The following is a 22,826-nucleotide window of genomic DNA, read 5'->3' on the forward strand; positions in this document are numbered from 1 at the left end:
AGAATTTTCGAGAATCGTATGTGTTTCACTGTTTAGTTATCAAGGTTGTCTGTCTTGCGACAGCTTTTCTATTTTAACATGTTGTCTTCTGTTTGTCAAGAACTTTTTTAATAAGTTTTTTCAAACTTCTTCAACATTTGTTCTTTTCAACAGCTTTTCGAGTTTATCATAACTCTTTCGCTTTGTCAAGAACTTTTTTACTTTCTTTTCTCAAGAAAGAACGGAGAAGGAGGGATTTGAACCCTCGCGCCGCTATTAACGACCTACTCCCTTTCCAGGGGAGCCCCTTCGGCCAGCTTGGGTACTTCTCCAAATTGCCCTAGATTCGCCGTTTCACAGAAACGACTTTCTTCACACTCTCGTGTCTTTATTTAGTTCTCTTCGTTTTCACCGAAGAACCTTGTACATTATATCGCACTTTTCATTTGTTTGTCAAGTACTTTTTTCAAAATTTTTAAGTGACTTGGCAAGCGGAGAGAGTGGGATTCGAACCCACGCGCCCTTGCGGACAAACGGTTTTCAAGACCGCCTCGTTATGACCACTTCGATATCTCTCCATATGTTGTTGACTGCGTTCGTTGTGTTCTCACCGCCGACGCAAGTGATATTCTAGCATCAATACCCGCATCTGTCAACAACTTTTTTACATTTTTTTCAATTTTTATTTTTATCTTCCCAGATTTCCCATAAAGCCCGCTAAAATACGGCATTTTTCAATCACCAAACATTCTTTAATGTTTCAAAAATGCTTCCGCGATATCAAGATCCTCCGGTGTTGTGATCTTAATATTCTGATAAGATCCCTCTGCCAGAGCAACCTTTGCCCCTGTCTCCTGCTCTACTACCATGGCATCATCTGTAATTTTGCTCATATCTTTCTGACGAATGCTGTCATGAGCCTCACGTATCAGTGAATACGAAAAAATCTGCGGGGTCTGAATTGTCCACACACACTTTCTGTTTGGAGTTTCTTTTACATATCCCTCTTCATCAGAAAGTTTGACTGTATCTTTAGAAGGCATACCAATCACACATGCACCTGTTTCCTTCACTTTCTGCAGACCACGTTTAAGAATTTCTTCTGTCACAAAAGGTCTTGCACCGTCATGGATCAATACATATTCACAGTCTCTGCATTCACAAAGGCCTGCATAGACAGAATCATAGCGTTCTTTTCCTCCCGGGATTACTGCCGATACCTTTGTAAATCCATATTTTTGCACGATTTCTTCTTTACAGTAGGAGATAGATTCCTCTCCTGTCACAAGAATAATATCCTGAATCAGCGGACTTTCCTGAAAACAGCGCAGGGAATAATACAGAACCGGGTATCCCTGTATCTCCAGGAACTGCTTCTGTACTTTACTGTGCATTCTTTTTCCCTGCCCTGCTGCCAGAACAATGGCCGTATTTCTTTCTGACATCTCAACGCTCTCCCAGTTTAAGATTCGGCACAGCATTCAGATCCCAGCCATGACGTGTACCTTTAATATATTCATAATAAGCAGCTACTCCGATCATTGCTGCATTGTCTGTACAGAAGATCGGTGACGGCCGATAAAAACTGTAATTATTTTTCTTACATGCTTCTTCCATTGCCGCTCTTAACATTCCATTCGAAGCCACTCCGCCTGCAATTGCAATCTTAGTCATCCCATAATCTTTGGCTGCAAGCATTGTATGCTCCACCAGCACATCAACTACCGCTTTCTGGAAAGATGCTGCCAAATCTGCTCTGTTTATCTCTTCTCCGGTCATCTGCGCATGATTAATATAATTCAACACTGCTGATTTTACACCACTGAAGCTGAAATCGTACGGACAATCTCCAATTTTAGCTTTTGGAAACTCAATTGCATTGGGGTTTCCCTCTTTAGAGAGCTTGTCTACCTTTGGTCCTCCCGGATATCCCAGTCCGATAGCTCTTGCAACTTTGTCAAAAGCTTCGCCTGCAGCATCATCACGGGTACGTCCCAGGATTTCAAATTCTCCATAATCCTTAACGATCACAAGGTGTGTATGTCCTCCTGACACGATCAGACATAAAAATGGAGGTTCAAGATCCGGATGTTCAATATAATTTGCTGACACATGGCCCTCAATATGGTGGACCCCTACCAGTGGAAGCTTCTTTGCATAAGCAATTGCCTTCGCCTCAGCAACGCCCACAAGAAGTGCACCTACAAGTCCCGGACCATAAGTGACACCAATTGCATCCAGATCATCAAGAGTTACATCTGCATCTGCCAGTGCCTGTTCAATTACCTGGTTAATCTTTTCAATATGTTTACGGGAAGCAATTTCCGGAACTACCCCACCGTATAAAGTATGAAGAGCGATCTGTGAAGAGATCACATTTGACAGAATAGTTCTTCCGTTTTTGACAACAGAAGCTGCAGTCTCATCACAGGAACTCTCAATTGCAAGAATTAATGTATCTTTCATTTTCTGTTCCTCATATATCGGACGGATAAGTCATCCGTTTTACTACTTGTTCATAATCAATTTCAGTGACATATTATTCCTCAAAATTCAATTCCAGACTCTTTCCGTCTTTTCCCGGATATGCATTTGGAAAAATTTCACGAACTTTATCCATAAACTCATCTGGTCTGACCAGAGATGGACTGTAATGTGTCAGCCACATCTCCTTTACCCGGGCATCACGAGCCAAAACCGCCGCCTCGCGGAAAGTCATATGCTTGTATCCGCGTGCTTTGTCTGCTTTGTCATCTTCTCCGTACATTCCTTCACAGATAAACAGATCCGATTCCTTTGCATTTCGCAGGATAGATTCTGTTGGTCTGGTATCTGTTGTATAAGTAAGCCTGATTCCTTTTCTCGCAGGTCCAAGTACCATCTCCGGTGTATAGGTAATACCGTCTGCTTCGATGGTCTGCCCTTTCTGGAGCGGATTCCAGTATTTCAGTGGAATATCCTGCTCTTTCGCTCTCTCAGCCGAGAATTTTCCCTGGCGGAGAATCTCAAGGGTATATCCATAACAGAGTACATTATGGTTCACTTTAAAAGCCGTAATACGATAGCCATTTAATTCAATGACCTGCTCCGGCTGTGTAATCTCAATAAATTTAATTTCAAACGGAAGCTCCGGTGCAATGACGCGAAGTGCATTGACCACTCTCTCCAGACCTTTGGGACCTACCAGAGTCAATGGTTCTGTGCGGTCTGCATTTCCCATAGTAAGAAGAAGTCCCGGAAGCCCGCTGATATGATCTCCATGATAATGAGTAAAACAAATCACATCAATAGGTTTAAAGCTCCATCCCTTCTCCTTAATTGCTACCTGAGTACCTTCACCACAGTCAATGAGCAGACTGCTCCCGTTATATCTTGTCATAAGCGCAGTCAACCATCTGCGTGGCAGAGGCATCATTCCACCGGTTCCAACTAAACATACATCTAACATATATTCCCTCTATTTTCCAGCTTCCGGCAATTCCCTTAAAAGGTGTATGGTCCGGCTGCTGATTTTTTCTGCTTTCATTTCTTTTTCATTCGGGATGTCTGGTCATAAGCAGCGCATCCTCCACAGGATCACTGTAATATGCCTTACGTATTCCATCTCCGGTAAATCCCATACGTTCATAGAGACGGATTGCAGTCTCATTTCCCACACGTACTTCCAGATGGATTGTCGTAACCTCCCTCTCTGCTGCAAGGCGGATCAGGCTCTGCATCAGAAAAGCGCCAATTCCTTCTTTTTGTCTGTCCCTGCGCACAGCCACATTGGTAATATCTCCCTCATCCAGAACCATAAGAAGACCGCAGTAACCCAGAATCTTTTCTTTCTCTTCCACCACCAGAAACATGGCATCATCCCTGGTCAGAAAAGTAAAAAAACCTTCTTTTGTCCATGGCACATGAAAAAGATCCTGCTCAATCTCCATTACCTGATCCAGGTCATCCACAAGCATTTCCCGCAGGATCATATTTTTGTACCTGCCGGTTTCTGCTCTTTTTCTCTCTCTGCACGCTCACGCTCTGCCTGGGAAACGCGGAGATATTCCGGGATATGTTCCATAGCAGTCTCTGTGCGTCCTTCTTTATAATAAATACTGCCAAGAGCTGCCACTGCCGCTGCTCTCTGTTTATTTACATGAGCCGGTGCAAAAGAATACGGAACCTGCAGTTTCTCTGCGATCAGTTCACGAAATACAGGTACACCGTCTCCCAAAAATGTAACCATCTCTCCTCTCTGATTCAGTTCTTCCAGCAGTTCCTCGATCGGTGCTGCCCACTGTTCTTTCAAAGTCATAAGCTGATGCTCTTCAAATCTGTAAATTCCTGTATATACCTGCTTTCTTCTGGCATCCATGATCGGACAGATCAATCCCTGTGCATCATAAAGATTATATGCCAGTGCATCTACTGTCGGTACTGCTACCAATGGTTTCTTCAGGGCAAGTCCCAGGCCTTTGGCTGTTGCCGAGCCGATACGGAGTCCTGTAAAGGATCCCGGTCCCGCTGCCACTGCAATAGCATCTACGGATTCCAGTTCCAGTTCCGTCATCTTCACAATCTCATCTAACATCGGAAGCAAAGTCTGAGAATGTGTTTTCTTATAATTTACAGTATACTCAGCCAGTAATGTATCATCTTCCACAACTGCTACAGATGCAACAATTCCTGAGCTGTCCAAAGCTAAAATTTTCATTTCTACCTCCTAACTGTTCTCCGGACCAATCACTGTAATCCTTCTATAATCAAAGCCTTTCTCCAGATCTTTCTCTATGGTTACTTTGATCAGCTTTTCCGGAAGGATTTCTTCAATCAGATCAGCCCATTCGATCAGACAGATTCCCTGTCCGAAGAAATAATCGTCATATCCGATTTCTTCCATTTCCTCAATGTCACCGATACGGTAAACATCAAAATGATATAAAGGAAGACGTCCGCTTTCGTATTCCTGAATGATCGTGAATGTCGGGCTGCAGATAGGCTCTGTGATTCCAAGCCCTGCCGCAACCCCCTGGGTAAATACGGTTTTTCCAACTCCAAGATCACCTGTCAGAGTATAAATCTGACCCGGTTTCGCATTCTCTCCGATCTTCTTTCCCACCTCAAATGTTTCCTGTGGTGTTTTTGTCTCTATAATCATCTTTTCCACCTTTTTCTTGCAGAATTGTTCTTTGCATATTATAATAGAGCGAACAGCGAAATACAATACTTTTTGAAAAGGAGACTTGAAACTATGGCAAATCCGATAGTTACAATTACCATGGATAATGGCGATGTGATGAAAGCAGAATTATATCCTGAGATTGCACCGAATACAGTTAATAACTTTATCAGTCTTGTAAAAAAAGGCTTCTATGACGGACTTATTTTCCATCGTGTGATCAACGGTTTCATGATCCAGGGAGGATGCCCGGACGGAACAGGTATGGGCGGTCCGGGATACAGCATTAAGGGTGAATTCACTCAGAACAGATTTAAAAATGATCTGAAACATACTGCAGGTGTTCTTTCCATGGCACGCGCCATGCATCCAAACTCAGCAGGAAGCCAGTTCTTTATCATGCACAAAGATGCTCCGCATCTTGACGGTGCTTATGCTGCATTCGGCAAGATCACTGAAGGAATGGATGTTGTAAACCGTATTGCAGAAGAAGATACCGATTACAGCGACCGTCCGCTTGACGAGCAGAAAATCAAATCCATGACAGTAGAAACTTTCGGTGTTGATTATCCGGAACCGGAGAAATGCTGATTCGCTGACTGTTTATGCCCCATGCAGTTTTCAGGCTGCATGGGGCATATTTTATCAGTCCGTAAATACTTTCACTTCACCGTCAATCACTGAATAGTAAAGATCTTTCTCTTTCTTCATCTTCGCTCTTCCATTTGTTCCCTCGGTGATTGCTTTTTCTACAAATGCAATCTGATCCGCCGGAACCAGCAAATGCAGAACTACCCTGTCAGTGTATTCAGAATCAAGGATCGGTAATTTCTGTTCTCCGGCAATATACTGAATCTTGCCTATCCCGGTATAATCCGTAACTACTTCCATAGAAATTCCGTAGGTTTTCTCAATCACTGTGCTGGCGGCAAGACCTTCCTGCAGACTCCTGGAATATGCTCTGACAAGACCTCCTGTTCCAAGAAGTATCCCTCCAAAATATCTGGTAACTACTGCTGCCACATTATAAATATCTTCCCCCAGGATTACATCCAGCATTGGTCTTCCCGCAGTGCCTGACGGCTCACCATCGTCACTGCATCTGGTATATTCCCTGTTCTTTCCCACCGAATATACATAGCAGTTATGTCTGGCATCCCAATATTTCTTCTTCATTTCCTCTATAAAGGCCAGTGCCTCCTCTTCGGTCTGTACAGGACGCACTGTAGCAATAAATCTGGATTTCTTTTCCACGATCTCGCCTTCCCCGCCCTCGTAAACTGTCTTATATTTCTCAAGCATGTCTCATACTCCTCTTTCCGTTCTCTTATTGACTCAGTGTACCATGAATTACAAAAATGTGCCAGCACAGTGTATACTAATCCTGCAAAAAAACACAATAACCATTAAAAAGATCCAAAAGCAATTGTGAATTTTTATTTTTCTGCTTTATTTACTTATTCTTATTTGATATAATAGAACGGATTATAAAGGAGGTTTAACATGAACTACGGTAAAAAGTCGACTGCAAAGAAACGGACGGCACTGATTTCCCGTTCTTCCATGATGGGAAAGCGCGCCAGAGTTTCTTTCATCAGAGTCCTGTTCGTATCACTGATAGCACTCTGCATCGCAGTAACCTGTCTGGGTGTGGGGTCATTCAGGGGTGTAATTGATACTGCTCCTGATGTTGATGATATTGATATTATGCCACTGGGCTATGCAACCTTTCTCTACGATGATGCAGGGAATCAGATCCGTAAACTGGCTGCTCCGGATTCCAACCGACTGCCTGTCACTCTCGATCAGATACCTGTTGATCTGCAGCATGCAGTTGTCGCAATTGAGGATGAACGTTTCTATGAACATAACGGTATTGACGTAAAAGGTATTCTTCGTGCCGGAATGAAAGCTCTCACTACCGGAGATTTCTCAGAAGGTGCCAGTACGATCACACAGCAGCTTCTTAAGAATAACGTATTTACCAACTGGACCAGTGAATCTACTCAGCTGGAAAGATTTACGCGAAAAATCCAGGAACAGTACCTTGCTGTCCAGGTTGAGAAAAAAACTGATAAAGACACCATTCTTGAGAATTACCTGAACACAATTAACCTGGGTGCCGGTTCCTACGGTGTACAGGCTGCCGCACGACAGTATTTTGACAAGGATATATGGGATCTGAATCTTTCTGAATGTGCAACTCTGGCAGGTATCACACAGAACCCGACGAAATTTAACCCGATCATCAATCCTGACAGCAACAGGAAGAGACGCAAGGAAGTTCTCCAGCATATGCTGGATCAGAACTATATTACTCAGGATCAGTATGATGAAGCTCTTGCAGATGATGTTTATTCCCGTATCCAGGCCGCTCAGGAAAAGAACTCCAGCACTGAGAATACTGTTTACACATATTTTGAAGATGAACTGACAGATCAGATCATCAACGACCTGATGAATATCAAAGGTTACACCAAAAAACAGGCAACCAATCTTCTCTACAGCGGCGGACTTAAAGTATATACAACACAGGATTCCAAGATCCAGAATATCCTGGATGAGGAATATGCAGATCCTTCCAATTATCCGGACACTGTCCAGTATGAACTTGACTATGCCCTGACGGTTACCGATCCTAATGGAAATCAGGTAAACTACAGTAAGGAAATGTTGCAGCTTTATTTTCAGAATGAGGATCCCGATTTCGATCTTCTGTTCGATTCCCCGGAAGATGGACAGACTTATGTAGACAAATATAAGGCAAGCATACTCGCCAACGGAAGTAAAGTTCTTGCAGAGCGTGTCAATTTCGCACCTCAGCCACAGTCTTCCATGAGTGTGATCGACCAGCATACCGGCTATGTAAAAGCTCTGATCGGTGGTCGTGGAGAGAAAACGGCAAGTCTTACACTGAACCGGGCAACGGACACTACCAGACAGCCTGGTTCTACCTTTAAGATCGTGTCCACTTATGCACCTGCTTTAAATGAAAAAGGCATGACTCTTGCAACAACATTTGAAGACGAACCTTATGAATATCCGGATGGTTCCCCTGTAAACAACGCAACCCGTTCTTACAACGGAACAACCACGATCCGTACTGCGATCCAGAATTCCATTAACGTTGTAGCCGTCAAGTGTCTGGAAAAAGTAACTCCTGAGCTTGGATTGAAATATCTGGACAACTTTGGTTTTACAACCCTTGCTCATGGAACAGAGGCTGACAAAGATGCCAATGGTAATGTATGGAGCGATGCAAACCTTGCCACTGCGCTTGGCGGCATCACCCGCGGTGTCACAAATGTTGAACTGTGTGCATCCTATGCAGCCATCGCAAATAACGGAAATTATATCAAGCCAATTTATTACACAAAAATTCTGGATCACAACGGAAACGTCCTGATCGAGAATACTGCTGCCGAACGTTCCGTAATCAAAGAAAGTACTGCTTTTCTTCTCACCAGTGCAATGGAGGATGTTGTAAAACAGGGTACAGGTACAGCCTGCCAGCTTGACAATATGCCTGTTGCCGGAAAAACAGGTACAACCGAAGCCTATAACGACTTGTGGTTTGTGGGTTATACACCATATTATACATGCGCAGTATGGTCCGGTTATGACAACAATGAGAAATTACCTGATTATGCGCGTAACTTCCACAAAGCTTTATGGAAAAAGGTTATGACTCGTATCCATGAGGGACTTCCTTCCAAAGAATTCGAGAAGCCTGCAAGTGTAGAAAAGTTAAGTGTCTGCGAGGAAACCGGACTTCTTCCAAGAGCCGGCTGTCCGGTGATCACTGAATACTTTGACGTAGGTACCATGCCTACTGAATACTGTGACCAGCATTTCTATGACAGTGATGATTATGACTATAATTATGATACAGATTCCTCTGATCAGACTGATAACACCACTGACACTGATAACAGCGAAAACTCTGATAATGGAGATACCGACAACAGTGGTGACAGTAACAATACTGATGACAACGGTAACAGCGGTGACGATGGTACTGATAATACCGGCGGAAGCGATGACAACGGTGACGGTAACGAGGATGATTCCTCTTATCAGGTCGACTATTATTAATGCAAAAATACCGGTACAGGAGCACCTCCGAATGATATTCCTGTACTGCAAAAAATCCACAGTCCTGTCAACTCAGGACTGTGGATTTTTTATATATTTTCAAAATTGATTCTCAGATATTATACTTCTTTAATAACCATACGCGCAGATCCGTAAATACCTGCATCATTTCCGAGAGTTGCAAGAATGATCGGTGTTTTCTTGCATGCTGTAAAAGCATATTTCTCATAGTATTTCTGAATACAGTCGATCAATGGCTGTCCGGCTTTGGAAACACCACCGCCGATAACGATGGCTTCCGGATCTGTCACACATGCAAACATGGCAAGTGTTCCGCCAAGCATTTCTCCTACCTGTGCCATAACATCGCAGGCTACTTTGTCGCCCTCTTTAAAAGCATCCAGAACATTCTTTGCTGAAAGTTTTGTAAATTTGCGAAGAACAGTCTGCTCATCTGTAGCAGCCAGAGTTCTCTGTGCCACGCGAACGATACCTGTTGCAGACGCATACTGCTCCAGACATCCACAGTTACCACAGTTGCAGGCTTCCTTTTCTTCATGGTCAACTGCTGCATGACCGATTTCTCCACCTGCACCATGAGCACCGCCAACAATCTTTCCATCAACGATGATTCCACCGCCGACACCTGTTCCAAGAGTTACAAGAATAACGTTCTTAGCTCCTGCTGCTGCGCCTTTCCATGCTTCGCCAAGTGCTGCTACATTGGCATCGTTTCCTGCTTTGGACGGAAGTCCTGTCAGTTCTGTCAGTTCCTTAGTAACTTCTTTAAAGCCCCAGAAAAGGTTTACCGCACATGGCACTTCCCCTCTCTCGTTAACAGGTCCCGGTACCCCGATTCCCACACCGTCGATTTCTTCTTTATCCAGCTTACGCTCTGCGATCTTGTCAAGGATTGTCTTTGCAATATCTGGCAGGATTGCTTCTCCACTGTTCTCCTTACGTGTAGGAATTTCCCATTTCTCAACTAAGACTCCGTCTGTCTGAAAGAGTCCACATTTTACAGATGTACCACCAACGTCAATTCCAAAACAATACTTTCCCATAATATCTGATATCCTCCAAATTACTTTAAATTATTTTTCTTCACGTTTCTTTGCAAGGTTTGCCTGAACACGTTTGTACAGTTCTTCCGCTGCATTATATCCCATCTTCTTCTGTCTGTGGTTAACTGCCGCAGATTCAACGATAATAGCCAGATTACGTCCCGGACGGATAGGCAGAGAATGGCATACAATCTTATTTCCAAGATACTCTGTATATTCCTCATGCAGGCCGAGACGGTCATATTCTTTGTCTCTGTCCCACTCTTCCAGTTTGATAACCAGATCCACAGACTGTGTATCCTTAACGCTCTCAACACCAAACAGAGTTTTGACATCGATAATACCAATACCACGAAGTTCAATGAAATGTCTTGTGATATCCGGTGCCGAGCCCACCAGCGTCACATCACTGACTTTACGAAGTTCTACAACATCATCACTGACAAGACGATGTCCTCGTTTGATCAGTTCCAGCGCAGCCTCACTCTTGCCAATTCCGCTCTCACCTGTGATCAGGACACCTTCACCATATACATCCACAAGCACACCATGGATGGAAATACATGGTGCCAGCTGTACACCCAGCCAGCGGATAATCTCAGCCATAAAACTGGAAGTTGTACGCTCTGTCACGAAAGTCGGAACATTATATTTAACTGCCAGATCGATCATATCCTGTGATGGTCTTGTCATTGTACTGAAAATTACACAGGGAATCTTGCTGGAAATAAATCTTTCATATTTAAATTTCCGTTCCTCATCACTGAGCTGCATCAGATAAGTATACTCTACATATCCGATGATCTGTACCCGTTCATTTGCAAAATGCTCCAGATATCCTGTCAGCTGCAATGCCGGTCTGTTGATCTCCGCTGTCTTGATCACAATCTCAGACAGATCAATTTCAGGAGTCAGGTTGTGAAGTCCCAGTTCCTGAACTAATTTTGTCAACTGTACACCCTTCATTTATTTCTCCTTTTCAGTTCAAAATCTGAAAGCCCGGTCTGTCCGCTATCTCAAAACCTGCTCATACAGACATAACTCATTTATAGCTGTCGTCCGAAACTTTCATAGTAAATTTCACGTCTTTTTTATTATATCACATCACTATATACAACTTCAATTACAAAAAGCGAGAGTCTTTGGGTAATATGTAGAAGAACCCAGGAATATTTTTACATATTTTATATTTTTTTCTCACCAGTGTGCCGACAAGTTGATTCTTGAAACAATCAACTTGTCGGTACACTAGCTCCATGAAAAAATTCATAGACTTTCTGTGCACTTCCTGCATTCATGCTTTCTGTCTCCGCAATTTCTTCCAATGATGCATCTCTGATATTCTCAATGGATTTAAATTTCCGCATCAATGCTTTCCGCCTGGTTTCACCGATACCAGGGATATCATCCAACAGGGAATGCACCTGTTCTTTACTTCTCAGAGATCGGTGAAATTCAATGGCAAAACGGTGCGCCTCATCCTGGATTCTGGTGATCAGGCGGAAGCCTTCACTGTCTGTATCAATGGGAATTTCAAGATTATTGTAATACAGTCCTCTGGTTCTGTGATGGTCATCCTTGACCATACCACAGACCGGAATCTCTATTCCCAGATTATCCAGAACTTTTAGCGCAATATTCACTTGTCCTCTTCCTCCATCCATCAGGATCAGATCCGGCATAATGGAAAAGCTGTCAAACTCATCTTTTCCCTCATGAGTAAATCGTCTGGTAAGTACTTCTTCCATACTTGCATAGTCGTTCGGTCCCTGCACCCACTTTATCTTAAATTTGCGGTAATCACTGCGCTTTGGCTTTCCTTTCTCATAGACAACCATGGAACCTACAGATTCAAAACCACTGATATTGGAAATATCATAAGCCTCCATACGCCTGATTCCCGACAGTCCAAGCCACTCTTCCACTTCATGAACCGCTCCGATGGTTCTTCCTTCTTCACGTTTGATACGCTCTCTGTCTTTATCCAGAACCATCTTTGCATTCTCTTCTGCCAGCTCTACCAGCTTCTCTTTCGTACCTTTCTTCGGTACCCTGATATAGACTCGCTGCTTTCTTCGATCTGTAAGCCATTCCTCTATGATCTTGGCATCTTCGATTTCTTTTTGCAGCATGATCTCACGTGGGATAAACGGAGTTCCGGCATAAAATTGCTTCATAAAGCTGGATAATACCTGAGCCTTTGTATCGCCACGCGCCACACGCAGATAGAAATGCTCCCGCCCGATCAGTTTGCCTCCCCGGACAAAGAATACCTGTACAACAGCATCCTGCTCCCGCAGATCAAGGCTTTCATCCATGGCAACAGCGATGATATCCTTATCTTCCTCTCCGTAACCTGTAATTTTCTGACGTTCTCCGATCTTCTGGATACTGCGGATCAGATCCCGGTATTCCATGGCATCCTCAAAACGCATTTCTTCGGAAGCTGCCATCATTTTGTCGGTAAGCATATCAATCGTATCCTTAAAGTCTCCATTGAGAAATTTCAGCAGTTCTGCGATATTTTTCTTATATTCTTCTGAACTCACATAGCCTTGGCATGGCGCGCTGCACTGTTTCATGTGATAGTACAGACATGGACGGTCCTTCCCACAATCTCTTGGCAGTACACGATTACAGGAGCGCACCTTATAAAGTTTTCGCACAAGCTCGATCACATCTTTTACAGCCCCGGCACTTGTATATGGTCCGAAATATTTTGCCTTGTCTTTCTTCATTCTTCTGGCAAAAAGAACTCTGGGATATTCCTCATTTACTGTGACTTTGATAAACGGATAACTTTTATCATCTTTGAGCATGGTATTATATTTCGGTCTGTGCTCCTTGATCAGATTACACTCCAGCACAAGGGCTTCCAGTTCCGAATCTGTGATAATATACTCAAATCTGGTGATATGGGTAACCATCTGTTCAATCTTTGCGCCCTTATTTCTGCTGCTCTGGAAATATTGACGCACCCTGTTTTTCAGACTGACGGCTTTTCCAACATAGATGATCTCGTCCTTCTCCCCATGCATAATATAAACCCCCGGCTTACCCGGAAGTTTTTTCAGTTCTTCTTCTATCTGAAACATAAACTCTCCTCTATACAAAAAATCCTGCCCTGAATGCTTTTCGTATCCATGAGATATTACAGCGTAATTTCCCGTGGTATGAAAACAGAGCCGGAAATTATTTCATTTCCGACTCTGTTATTGTATCACTGAATCTCTGGCTTATCCAGCGTTACTGTATTCTGTTTTTCCTCCGGAATTACCAGATCATCCAGATTTTCCGGAATCTCGATTCCACGCTCTACCGCATGGAAAATCTTCATAAATTCCTTACCTGTAATGGTTTCCCTGCGGATCAGATAAGTAGCAATCTTATCAAGTGCTTCTCTGTGACTGCCGATCAGTCTCTTTGCTTCTTCATAGGAATTATGCAGAAGTATCATCACCTCATGGTCAACCTCTGTGGCAGTGTCATCGCCGCAGTTTAACACTGCTCTTCCGCTGAGATACTGACTCTCCTGTGTAGCCAGACCCATAAGTCCGAATTTATCAGACATACCGTATTGTGTGATCATGGCTCTTGCCACTTTGGTAGCCTGCTCAATATCATTGGCCGCCCCGGTTGTGACAGTGTCAAATACCAGTTCCTCTGCTGCGCGTCCGCCAAGATATCCCACAAGCATTGCTTCCAGTTCCTTCTTTGTATTGAGATATTTCTCCTCCTCGGGTACCTGCATTACATAACCAAGTGCCCCCATTGTTCTCGGCACAATAGTAATCTTCTGTACAGGCTCTGCATCTTTCTGCAGGGCGCTTACCAGTGCATGTCCTACCTCATGATAGGATACGATCCTGCGCTCCTGTGCACTGAGGATCCTGTCCTTCTTCTCTTTACCTACCAGAACTACTTCAACAGCTTCGAGAAGATCTTTCTGGGATACTGCGCTGCGTCCACTCTTAACAGCAAGGATAGCAGCCTCGTTGATCATATTAGCCAGATCCGAACCCACTGCCCCGGAAGTTGCAAGTGCAATGTTCTCAAAATCAACAGTCTCATCCAGATGTACATTTCTTGCATGAACCTTCAGGATCTCGATTCTTCCCTTCAGATCCGGTCTGTCCACAATGACACGTCTGTCAAAACGTCCCGGACGAAGAAGTGCCGGATCAAGAACCTCCGGACGGTTGGTAGCAGCCAGGATCAGAAGTCCCTTTGAAGTGTCAAATCCGTCCATTTCCGCAAGAAGCTGGTTCAGGGTCTGCTCACGCTCATCATTGCCGCCGCCATAATGAGAATCTCGGCTCTTTCCGATTGCATCAATCTCATCAATAAAAATGATACATGGTGCATTCTTCTTTGCTTCCTCAAAGAGATCGCGGACACGTGATGCCCCCACACCTACAAACATCTCCACAAACTCAGAACCTGACAGGGAGAAAAACGGCACATGTGCCTCTCCTGCTACTGCCTTTGCCAGAAGTGTTTTACCGGTTCCCGGAGGTCCTACAAGCAAAGCTCCTTTCGGCAGCTTCGCTCCGATGGTGGTATATTTGCCGGGATTATGCAGGAAATCCACCACCTCCTGCAGTGATTCCTTGGCCTCATCCTGCCCTGCCACATCCCTGAAAGTAATTCCTGTATCTTTCTGAATGTAGGCTTTGGCGCGGCTCTTTCCAACGCCCATCATTCCGCCGCCCTTATTCATGCGGCGCATAAATACCGTCAGAAGTACAAAGAGCAGAATCGTTGGCAGAAGCACACTGACCAGCATAGAAATAATTTCCCCTGCTGCATCCGGCTTCTTATACTCAAACTTGATTCCTGTTCCCTCAAGTCTCTCCGTCAGCTTATCTACTGACTCCATCTGATTGGCATAATAAACTTCTTCTGAAAATCCTGATGACTGATGTTTCGGCGTGATCGTCAGTGTATTTGACTGAAGCGTAACCTCTTTCACATCTCCATCATCTACCATCTCAATAAATTTATCATAAGTGATCTCACTCGAATTATCCTTGAGCATATTGGTAAACATGGCGAAACATACCAGAGTTACCAGGAGGCATACCAGAAAGGCCAGTATCGACTGATGATTCTTGTTCGGGTCCTGTCTGCCCGGACCTTTATTATTATCAGGACGATTGCCATTCGGATTGTTATCCATATGATTATCCATTTCATTCCTCCTAAACGTTATCGTTCTTATTATAAAGAGAATTCGGGTATAAATCAACTGCGAGATTGTGAAAATTGTGTCCGGTTGTGCATATCTTTCTATAAACCCTATAAAATTTATATGAAGTTTTACAAATTCACCTGTTACAAATGGCTTTATTTGTAGTATACTATTGACAAACTGATTACTGCTCACTTCGTTCCCGGTAATGCACTCCGCAATACACAGAATTTATGCTGACCGCATAAATTTGCGCTGTATGTCCCGGGATATTCTAAATGAGCAGTACTAAAAATGTGATGAGGAAAGGAAATGAACAAATGAAGATAGGATTTGACAACGACAAGTATCTGAAAATGCAGTCCGAACATATTCGGGAACGTATTAACCAGTTTGGAAACAAACTTTATCTGGAATTTGGCGGCAAGCTTTTTGATGACTACCATGCTTCCAGAGTTCTTCCGGGATTTGAGCCGGACAGCAAACTGCGTATGCTGATGCAGCTTTCTGATCAGGCAGAGATCGTTATTGTAATCAGCGCTGCTGATATTGATAAAAATAAAGTCAGAGGTGACCTGGGTATCACTTATGATGAAGATGTACTCCGCCTTATGGAAGTATTTACCGAGCGCGGACTCTATGTCGGAAGTGTCTGCATCACCCAGTATTCCGGACAGGAAAGCGCAGATGCGTTTAAGAAACGTCTGGAGAAGCTTGGAATCAAAGTATACGTGCTTTATCTGATCCCGGGTTATCCGAATAATACTTCCTTTATTGTAAGTGATGAGGGATATGGCAAGAACGATTATATCGAAACAACAAGACCACTGGTTGTCATCACTGCTCCAGGACCCGGAAGCGGAAAAATGGCCACCTGCCTTTCTCAGCTTTACCATGAATACAAGCGCGGTGTCAAGGCAGGATATGCCAAATTTGAAACTTTCCCAATCTGGAATATCCCGCTGAAGCATCCGGTAAATCTGGCATATGAAGCAGCTACTGCTGACTTAAATGATGTGAACATGATCGACCCGTTCCATCTGGAAGCATATGGTGAGACTACTATTAACTACAACCGTGACGTTGAAGTTTTCCCTGTTCTTCAGGCTATGTTTGAAAAGATCATGGGCGAGTGCCCTTACAAATCTCCCACAGATATGGGCGTTAATATGGCCGGTAACTGCATCGTTGATGATGAAGTCTGCAAGGAAGCTGCACGTCAGGAGATCATCCGCAGATATTATAAGAGCATGGAAGCTCTGGTTCGCGGAACAGGCCGCGAAGAAGAAGTTTATAAGATTGAGCTTCTGCTGAAACAGGCTCATGTGACCATCGAAGAACGCAAGGTGGTTCCTGCTGCGTTGAAACGCGAAGAAGAAACAGGTGCACCTGCTGCTGCCCTGGAACTTCCTGACGGACGTATTGTTACAGGTAAGACTTCTGAACTTCTCGGGGCATCTTCAGCACTGCTTCTGAATGCACTGAAAGAACTGGCAGGAATCGATCATGACAAACATGTTATCTCTCCGGAAGCATTAAAACCAATTCAGGCGCTCAAGACAGAATACCTTGGAAGCAAAAATCCAAGACTTCACTCTGATGAAACTCTGATCGCGCTTTCCATCAGTGCCGCAGATAATGAAGATGCGAAGCTAGCCCTGCAGCAGATTCCGAAATTAAAAGGCTGCCAGGTTCATACTTCCGTACTTCTGTCTCAGGTGGATATCCTGGAGTTCCGTAAGCTGGGTGTTGAACTTACCTGTGAGCCGAAATCTGAGCATGCTAAGAAACTGCAGAAATAATTTCTGAAATGGTTTTCAAATAGCAGCAGAAAACTCTGAAAATCCACAATATCTATATAATGATACAAGAAAGAATCCTGCCTGAACATATGACAGTTTCATATGAACAGGCAGGAATTTTTTATTTCTCTATAATCTCAATCGCTCTGTCCGGATAATTGGTAATGACTGCTTCTGCACCTGCGTCTTTTACCAGCTGGATGTGTTCTGGTTTGTTGGCAGTCCATACGTGCATTTTCAGTCCGGCACGTTTGACTTCTTCTATGAACTGTGGGTATTTCAGGTGATAAACTGCAGGGTGTACGGCGTTGATTCCGAGATTTTTGGCGTACATGGCTGGATTTACCCATCCGTCACTGAAAAGGATTCCGGTCTGTACATGGTCATTCAGCTGTTTTAACTGTAACAGGCTGTAATGGTTAAAGGAGGAATAGATCAGCTGGTCTTCCATGTTCATTTCTTTTACCAGTTTCAGGATTTTCCCTTCCATTCCCGGATAGAAGCAGATGCTGTTCTTTAGTTCGATGTTTACCATCATATCTGTGGTGCGCATGAGCTCCAGTACTTCTGCCAGAGTTGGAATGTGATAAATTCCCGATGGTTCTGCGGGTGTACTGACTTTTAATTCTTTCAATTGAGCCAGTGTCATATCTTTGATCAGTCCGGTTCCGTCTGTGACGCGGTCTACGTTTTCGTCGTGCATAACGATGAGTTCGCCGTCTACGGAAGTATGTACATCCAGTTCGATTCCGTCTGCGCCCTGTCTGATGGCAAGTTCAAATGCTTCCAGAGTGTTCTCCGGTCTGTATCCGCTGGCACCCCTGTGTGCCCATACTTTTGTTGTTCTCTTTGTTGTTTCTGTCATTTCCATATGCCTCTCTGTTCTTTCTATTTTGAATTTTCTCTGTTTCTTTTGTTTTTGTTAATGGTATTACTATATCTAATAAATATGTTTGATCTATGGTCAGTCTGCGAAAAAAATGTGTTCTCCTATAAATGGTACATTTCAGATTTGCGGTGTTTTAATAATGGAAGCTGCTCTCTGATCTGGTCTTCCCGGTCCAAATCTATTTCTTCTATTAAAATGCCCTCTTTCTCATCCAACTGTTTCATAACCTTTCCCCATGGATCTGTTACAATAGAATGTCCCCAGGAAATATATCCTGCCTGTGTATCTCTGGCAGGAGCACATCCAAGCATATATATCTGATTGTCAAGGGCTCTTGCACGAAAAGTCAGTTCCCAGTGTGCCGGACCTGTGGTCATATTAAATGCTGCAGGGACGAAAATCATCCTTGCACCGTCCAGTACCATTGTGCGGGCAAACTCCGGGAAGCGGATGTCGTAGCAGATCATGACACCCATTTTCCCAAATTCAGTATCAAACACGGTAGCATGATCTCCCGAAGTCAGAGTATCAGATTCCTTGAAATGCTGGCCATTTTTTACATTGATATCAAAGAGATGAGCTTTTCTGTGCTTACCAATCTGTTTTCCATCTCTGTCAAAAATATAAGAAGTGTTGTAAACCTTTCCCACATCATCTGCTTCCGGCATGGAACCTGCGATCAGATAAATATGATACTTTCTGGCATAATCAGACATTGCCTGCCAGGATGGACCACCTTCTTTTTCTGCATAAACTGGAAAATTTTCGGTCTGATACGGACAGCAGAACATCTCCGGAAGAATTACAAAGTCCGGATTTTCCGCCTTTATTTTTTCTATATAAGTGCCGGCAGTACGGATATTTTGTATTTTATCTTTTACTGTGGGCATCTGAATTGCTGCTACTTTCATATGCGTCCTCTCCTTTCTTTTATCTATTATAGCCGAAAAAAACCACATCGCCAATCCTACATTAAAACATCCCCCACGCATGAACATTCCTTCCATGTGTGGGGGATATTGATTTTCCGCAGGTAAGTTGCTAAATGCACCTGCATTCAGTTGATTTAATTAATTATTCTTCATAACCATTCGGGTTATTGGACTGCCATCTCCAGGAGTCTGCACACATTTCTTTAATACCGTTTTCGGCTTTCCATCCCAGTTCTCTCTCTGCTTTGGAAGCATCGGAATAGCAGGTTGCGATATCGCCTGGACGACGTGGCTTGATCACATATGGAATTTTAACACCTGTAGCAGCTTCAAAATTCTTCACAATATCAAGAACACTGTAGCCTTTTCCTGTACCAAGGTTGTAGATACTTAATCCGGAATTATCTTCGATTTTCTTAAGAGCTTTTACATGTCCTTTTGCAAGGTCAACTACGTGAATGTAATCTCTCACACCAGTTCCGTCCGGAGTATCATAATCATTTCCGAATACCCCAAGTTCTTTCAGTTTACCTACTGCAACCTGTGTGATATATGGCATCAGGTTGTTCGGGATTCCGTTTGGATTCTCTCCGATGGTTCCGCTCTTGTGAGCACCGATCGGATTAAAGTAACGGAGAAGAACTACGTTCCATTCCGGATCTGCTTTCTGAATGTCTGTCAGGATCTGCTCAAGCATGGATTTTGTCCATCCGTATGGGTTTGTGCACTGTCCTTTCGGGCACTCTTCTGTGATCGGGATGATTGCCGGATCTCCGTATACAGTTGCAGATGAAGAGAAGATAATGTTCTTTACATTATGTTTTCTCATAACATCTACCAGTGTTAAGGTTCCTGCAATGTTATTTTCGTAATATTCCCAAGGTTTGGCAACAGATTCCCCTACTGCTTTCAGACCTGCGAAATGAATACAGGAATCAATATCTTCTTTATCAAAAATTTCATTTAAAGCATCGCGGTCCAGGATGTCTGCTTTGTAGAATTTCACTGGTTTGCCTGTGATCTTGGAAACTCTTTCCAGAGATTTCTCACTTGCATTGCTTAAGTTATCCAGAACTACAACATCATATCCTGCGTTCTGCAATTCTACAACTGTATGGCTTCCAATATAGCCTGCTCCACCTGTAACTAAAATTGCCATAATAATTCCTCCTAACCTGTCTTCCTGCTACAATACCTGTTTTTTGCAATTTCTGTTTTTTTTCTCTTTCAACAATACCTATATTAGTTCACAGCATCAGAAATATCCTTGATAATTCTGAGTGTAATCTATAAAATTCTGCGGATATCCTGTTTCACATCTGCAAAATTTACCTCTGTATTTTACAGCACCCTATATTCAGAACTGTAAAATACTGTTGCCTGGCACATCATGTATTGTAGAAAATCCTGCGAAAATATGATTTCTCTCATATCCCCGCAGGATAATTCTATCCGAATCAGTTCATAAACACAAGTCTTTATGGACATGTACGTTTTTTTATACCTGTTTATACTTATTTACAATCTCTTTCATCCGGGAAAGTTTTTCTTCCATGTCTTTCACCAGTTTAAACTGTGTTCTGCAGCGATCCAGATTATGTCCCTCTCTGTGAATCTTGAAATAATGATCTCCCTCCAGATAGTCTGTGAGGAAACGCATTCCACATTCAAAGGTCATAAGGATTGCTCCCATAGGAAGCATATCCAATTCTGTCTCAGTCAACGCACCGCCACAGCCTTCAATGAAGCCTTTAACATAAACTTCATACAAGTGAAGATTACAGGACACCTTCGTCAGGTCTTTCTCATCCTCTGCTCCGGTACTTGCGCCAAAGCGGATAGAATCACCGAAATCATTTACGGAAAGTCCCGGCATTACAGTATCAAGATCAATCACACAGATGGCTTTTCCCGTTGCATTATCAATCATAATGTTATTCAGCTTGGTATCATTATGTGTAACACGCAACGGCAGCTTTCCCTGATCCTGCATATCGCACAGAACATGTGCCAGTTCTGTGCGGTCCAGAACAAACTGAATCTCTTTTTCCACATCTGCTGCTCTGTGACATATATCTTTTTCCACAGCAGTTTTAAACTTATCCAGCCTGTCCACCGTATTATGAAAATTTACGATGGTCTCATGAAGCGTTTCTGCCGGATAGTCTGCAAGCAGCCTCTGGAAATGCCCGAAAGCAACTGCACTCTGGTAAAAATCTTCCTCATCTTTTACCATATCATAGCATGTTGCATTTTCAATGAATAAATATACTCTCCAGTATTCTCCGTCCTCATCTACATAATAAGGAAGTCCATCCTTTGTCATCACAAGATTCAGAGTCTCTCTCTCCACATCTCCACCGTTTTCCTGGATCTTTTTCTTCAGCCAGGCAGTAACACCGCTGACATTCTCCATCAGTTCCACAGGTTTGGTAAAAATACTCCTGTTCATTTTCTGAAGAATATAATGTTTGCCTGTACCGTAAGTCAGTCGGTAAGTATCATTGATATGTCCGCTTCCATAAGGAACACATTCTGTCAGATTATCTTCCAGAACAAATGCACTGGTGATATTCTTTATCTCCCGGTTAATTTCCACTCAATTATTCCTCCCATAATCTCTGTGGATACAGCCCTCCATCTTTTAAATTCTGAATGGCAGCTACTACCACAGGTTTATCTTCTTTGTAGGTTACACCATACCATTTATCCATAGATTTCAGAACTTTTACAGTTGCTCTCTTCTCACCGAGAAGTTCATCTACTACAAATGGCAGGAAATATTCGCATTTCAGCGGGTTTACTTTCAGATTCTCATCCAGGAATTTAGGGAATCTGTCTTTCAGCTCTTTCAGAATGCTTGCTGAAAATCCCCACATATTCATGGATACTGTACTGCCTTCCGGAAGCATGGTCCATGTTTTTCCATCGTCTTCTGTATAAGCTGTGCCGCCGTCATGCTTTTCGATATGGGTACGCTCGTTGATCTTAAGAAGATGTCCTTCTTCATCTGTAACGCACACACCTCTTGCCACATGGCCATTCTCTGTCAAAGTATTTTCCAGTTTATAGCCGACCATCATATATCTGTAAGTATCTGCGGTATCTTCGTTCTCTGTCAGGAAATCATATGCCATCTTAAATGCATGGCTTCCATAATAGTCATCTGCATTGATTACAACGAATGGTCCGTCGATTTCATTGATGCAGCTTAATACGGCATGTCCGGTTCCCCATGGTTTCACACGTCCTTCCGGTACTTCATAGCCTTCCGGAATATTGTGAAGATCCTGGAAAACATATGATACTTCCAGCTGATTGCTGAGGCGGTCACCGATGGCGCTTCTGAAGTCTGCTTCATTTTCTTTTTTGATAATAAATACTACTTTTTGGAATCCGGCCTGTACTGCATCATAAATGGAGAAATCCATGATGATGTGTCCCTCTTTATCCACCGGATCGATCTGTTTCAGACCGCCGTAACGGCTTCCCATACCTGCTGCCATAACTACTAATACTGGTTTCTTCATAATTTTTTTCCTCTTTTCTTTAAATGTTTTTCGTTACTCTCAGATTACCTGGTAACTTTTTACATTCATCTTATCATACTATGATTTCGAGGTCAAAACGTGTTACATAATACCTTTCACAATCGCAAACGTTACTGTTCACTCCGTTCACAGTAACGTAGCCAAAATTCATTCCAGATTGCC

Annotated in this window: 19 protein-coding genes and 2 tRNA genes; 3 read left to right on the forward strand and 18 right to left on the reverse strand. The window is 43.2% G+C overall.

The window, feature by feature from the left end; translation table 11 throughout:
* Nucleotides 1–221 precede the first annotated feature (221 nt).
* From LI074_RS14475 to tsaE, 8 genes are all read right to left on the reverse strand, one after another.
* Nucleotides 222–311 (reverse strand) — tRNA-Ser (locus LI074_RS14475).
* 160 nt (nt 312–471) lie between these two features.
* A tRNA-Ser gene (locus tag LI074_RS14480) sits at nt 472–557 on the reverse strand.
* Between the two features lie 174 nt (nt 558–731).
* Nucleotides 732–1,424, reverse strand: coding sequence for a 2-C-methyl-D-erythritol 4-phosphate cytidylyltransferase (ispD, locus tag LI074_RS14485; protein ID WP_008705875.1), 693 nt, complete (start codon nt 1,422–1,424; stop codon nt 732–734).
* A gap of 1 nt (nt 1,425) precedes the next feature.
* Nucleotides 1,426–2,445 (reverse strand): tRNA (adenosine(37)-N6)-threonylcarbamoyltransferase complex transferase subunit TsaD, encoded by a 1,020-nt coding sequence (tsaD, locus tag LI074_RS14490; RefSeq protein WP_173698326.1) that lies wholly within the window; start codon nt 2,443–2,445, stop codon nt 1,426–1,428.
* Nucleotides 2,446–2,518: 73 nt separating this feature from the next.
* Nucleotides 2,519–3,427 carry a ribonuclease Z gene (locus LI074_RS14495; RefSeq protein WP_008705877.1) on the reverse strand — a complete coding sequence of 303 codons (909 nt, stop codon included), beginning with the start codon at nt 3,425–3,427 and terminating at the stop codon, nt 2,519–2,521.
* A gap of 85 nt (nt 3,428–3,512) precedes the next feature.
* Nucleotides 3,513–3,950, reverse strand: a complete 438-nt coding sequence (gene rimI, locus LI074_RS14500; RefSeq protein WP_008705878.1) for a ribosomal protein S18-alanine N-acetyltransferase — start codon at nt 3,948–3,950, stop codon at nt 3,513–3,515.
* The gene (gene tsaB / locus LI074_RS14505; RefSeq protein WP_008705879.1) at nt 3,947–4,675 is read right to left on the reverse strand and encodes a tRNA (adenosine(37)-N6)-threonylcarbamoyltransferase complex dimerization subunit type 1 TsaB; all 729 of its coding nucleotides are present in this window, start codon (nt 4,673–4,675) and stop codon (nt 3,947–3,949) included. The genes rimI and tsaB overlap by 4 nt, the downstream gene beginning before the upstream one ends.
* 9 nt (nt 4,676–4,684) lie before the next feature.
* The gene (tsaE, locus tag LI074_RS14510; RefSeq protein ID WP_008705880.1) at nt 4,685–5,119 is read right to left on the reverse strand and encodes a tRNA (adenosine(37)-N6)-threonylcarbamoyltransferase complex ATPase subunit type 1 TsaE; all 435 of its coding nucleotides are present in this window, start codon (nt 5,117–5,119) and stop codon (nt 4,685–4,687) included.
* A 93-nt stretch (nt 5,120–5,212) separates the two neighbouring features.
* On the opposite strand from tsaE, the gene LI074_RS14515 reads away from it, so the two are divergent.
* A complete protein-coding gene (locus tag LI074_RS14515) occupies nt 5,213–5,731 on the forward strand; it encodes a peptidylprolyl isomerase (protein WP_020993454.1) in 519 nt (172 codons plus the stop codon).
* Between the two features lie 54 nt (nt 5,732–5,785).
* Here the strand turns inward: LI074_RS14515 and LI074_RS14520 are convergent, their stop codons facing one another.
* Complete coding sequence (locus tag LI074_RS14520) at nt 5,786–6,442, reverse strand: YigZ family protein (protein ID WP_008705884.1); 657 nt, start codon at nt 6,440–6,442, stop codon at nt 5,786–5,788.
* Nucleotides 6,443–6,643: 201 nt separating this feature from the next.
* Here LI074_RS14520 and LI074_RS14525 point away from each other — a divergent pair, with 201 nt between their 5' ends.
* The gene (locus LI074_RS14525) at nt 6,644–9,235 is read left to right on the forward strand and encodes a transglycosylase domain-containing protein (protein ID WP_022379921.1); all 2,592 of its coding nucleotides are present in this window, start codon (nt 6,644–6,646) and stop codon (nt 9,233–9,235) included.
* A gap of 119 nt (nt 9,236–9,354) precedes the next feature.
* Here LI074_RS14525 and LI074_RS14530 read toward each other — a convergent pair whose 3' ends face one another.
* From LI074_RS14530 to ftsH, 4 genes are all read right to left on the reverse strand, one after another.
* Entirely contained in the window at nt 9,355–10,299 is a 945-nt protein-coding gene (locus LI074_RS14530; RefSeq protein WP_022379920.1) for an ROK family glucokinase, read from the reverse strand.
* 30 nt (nt 10,300–10,329) lie between these two features.
* The gene (gene hprK / locus LI074_RS14535; RefSeq protein ID WP_008705888.1) at nt 10,330–11,265 is read right to left on the reverse strand and encodes an HPr(Ser) kinase/phosphatase; all 936 of its coding nucleotides are present in this window, start codon (nt 11,263–11,265) and stop codon (nt 10,330–10,332) included.
* A 266-nt stretch (nt 11,266–11,531) separates the two neighbouring features.
* On the reverse strand, nt 11,532–13,394 hold the full coding sequence (uvrC, locus tag LI074_RS14540; RefSeq protein ID WP_118521765.1) for an excinuclease ABC subunit UvrC: 1,863 nt from the start codon (nt 13,392–13,394) through the stop codon (nt 11,532–11,534).
* A 125-nt stretch (nt 13,395–13,519) separates the two neighbouring features.
* Nucleotides 13,520–15,490: an ATP-dependent zinc metalloprotease FtsH gene (gene ftsH, locus LI074_RS14545; protein ID WP_118633729.1), complete on the reverse strand. Its 1,971-nt coding sequence runs from the start codon at nt 15,488–15,490 to the stop codon at nt 13,520–13,522.
* Between the two features lie 320 nt (nt 15,491–15,810).
* Between ftsH and LI074_RS14550 the strand changes: the two genes are divergently transcribed.
* On the forward strand, nt 15,811–17,292 hold the full coding sequence (locus LI074_RS14550) for a DUF1846 domain-containing protein (protein ID WP_118614817.1): 1,482 nt from the start codon (nt 15,811–15,813) through the stop codon (nt 17,290–17,292).
* Nucleotides 17,293–17,413: 121 nt separating this feature from the next.
* Here LI074_RS14550 and LI074_RS14555 read toward each other — a convergent pair whose 3' ends face one another.
* The 5 genes from LI074_RS14555 to LI074_RS14575 form a co-directional block, all read right to left on the reverse strand.
* Nucleotides 17,414–18,163, reverse strand: coding sequence for a glycerophosphodiester phosphodiesterase (locus tag LI074_RS14555; protein WP_118614815.1), 750 nt, complete (start codon nt 18,161–18,163; stop codon nt 17,414–17,416).
* A gap of 119 nt (nt 18,164–18,282) precedes the next feature.
* Nucleotides 18,283–19,092, reverse strand: coding sequence for a carbon-nitrogen hydrolase family protein (locus tag LI074_RS14560; RefSeq protein WP_008705896.1), 810 nt, complete (start codon nt 19,090–19,092; stop codon nt 18,283–18,285).
* Nucleotides 19,093–19,255: 163 nt separating this feature from the next.
* Nucleotides 19,256–20,272, reverse strand: coding sequence for a UDP-glucose 4-epimerase GalE (galE, locus tag LI074_RS14565; protein ID WP_022380560.1), 1,017 nt, complete (start codon nt 20,270–20,272; stop codon nt 19,256–19,258).
* 339 nt (nt 20,273–20,611) lie between these two features.
* Nucleotides 20,612–21,712, reverse strand: coding sequence for a phosphotransferase enzyme family protein (locus LI074_RS14570; protein WP_173698325.1), 1,101 nt, complete (start codon nt 21,710–21,712; stop codon nt 20,612–20,614).
* 4 nt (nt 21,713–21,716) lie between these two features.
* Nucleotides 21,717–22,643, reverse strand: a complete 927-nt coding sequence (locus tag LI074_RS14575) for a sugar phosphate nucleotidyltransferase (protein ID WP_026649265.1) — start codon at nt 22,641–22,643, stop codon at nt 21,717–21,719.
* Between the last annotated feature and the right edge of the window lie 183 nt (nt 22,644–22,826).

Origin of the sequence: Blautia sp. MSK18_10 (assembly GCF_020553185.1) — a bacterium.
GTDB lineage: Bacteria > Bacillota > Clostridia > Lachnospirales > Lachnospiraceae > Blautia_A > Blautia_A wexlerae.

Coding starts and splice junctions, on each gene's coding strand:
- ispD (WP_008705875.1), bottom strand. CDS start 1,424: ATGTCAGAAAGAAATACGGCCATTGTTCTGGCAGCAGGGCAGGGAAAA.
- tsaD (WP_173698326.1), bottom strand. CDS start 2,445: ATGAAAGATACATTAATTCTTGCAATTGAGAGTTCCTGTGATGAGACT.
- LI074_RS14495 (WP_008705877.1), bottom strand. CDS start 3,427: ATGTTAGATGTATGTTTAGTTGGAACCGGTGGAATGATGCCTCTGCCA.
- rimI (WP_008705878.1), bottom strand. CDS start 3,950: ATGATCCTGCGGGAAATGCTTGTGGATGACCTGGATCAGGTAATGGAG.
- tsaB (WP_008705879.1), bottom strand. CDS start 4,675: ATGAAAATTTTAGCTTTGGACAGCTCAGGAATTGTTGCATCTGTAGCA.
- tsaE (WP_008705880.1), bottom strand. CDS start 5,119: ATGATTATAGAGACAAAAACACCACAGGAAACATTTGAGGTGGGAAAG.
- LI074_RS14515 (WP_020993454.1), top strand. CDS start 5,213: ATGGCAAATCCGATAGTTACAATTACCATGGATAATGGCGATGTGATG.
- LI074_RS14520 (WP_008705884.1), bottom strand. CDS start 6,442: ATGCTTGAGAAATATAAGACAGTTTACGAGGGCGGGGAAGGCGAGATC.
- LI074_RS14525 (WP_022379921.1), top strand. CDS start 6,644: ATGAACTACGGTAAAAAGTCGACTGCAAAGAAACGGACGGCACTGATT.
- LI074_RS14530 (WP_022379920.1), bottom strand. CDS start 10,299: ATGGGAAAGTATTGTTTTGGAATTGACGTTGGTGGTACATCTGTAAAA.
- hprK (WP_008705888.1), bottom strand. CDS start 11,265: ATGAAGGGTGTACAGTTGACAAAATTAGTTCAGGAACTGGGACTTCAC.
- uvrC (WP_118521765.1), bottom strand. CDS start 13,394: ATGTTTCAGATAGAAGAAGAACTGAAAAAACTTCCGGGTAAGCCGGGG.
- ftsH (WP_118633729.1), bottom strand. CDS start 15,490: ATGGATAATCATATGGATAACAATCCGAATGGCAATCGTCCTGATAAT.
- LI074_RS14550 (WP_118614817.1), top strand. CDS start 15,811: ATGAAGATAGGATTTGACAACGACAAGTATCTGAAAATGCAGTCCGAA.
- LI074_RS14555 (WP_118614815.1), bottom strand. CDS start 18,163: ATGGAAATGACAGAAACAACAAAGAGAACAACAAAAGTATGGGCACAC.
- LI074_RS14560 (WP_008705896.1), bottom strand. CDS start 19,092: ATGAAAGTAGCAGCAATTCAGATGCCCACAGTAAAAGATAAAATACAA.
- galE (WP_022380560.1), bottom strand. CDS start 20,272: ATGGCAATTTTAGTTACAGGTGGAGCAGGCTATATTGGAAGCCATACA.
- LI074_RS14575 (WP_026649265.1), bottom strand. CDS start 22,643: ATGAAGAAACCAGTATTAGTAGTTATGGCAGCAGGTATGGGAAGCCGT.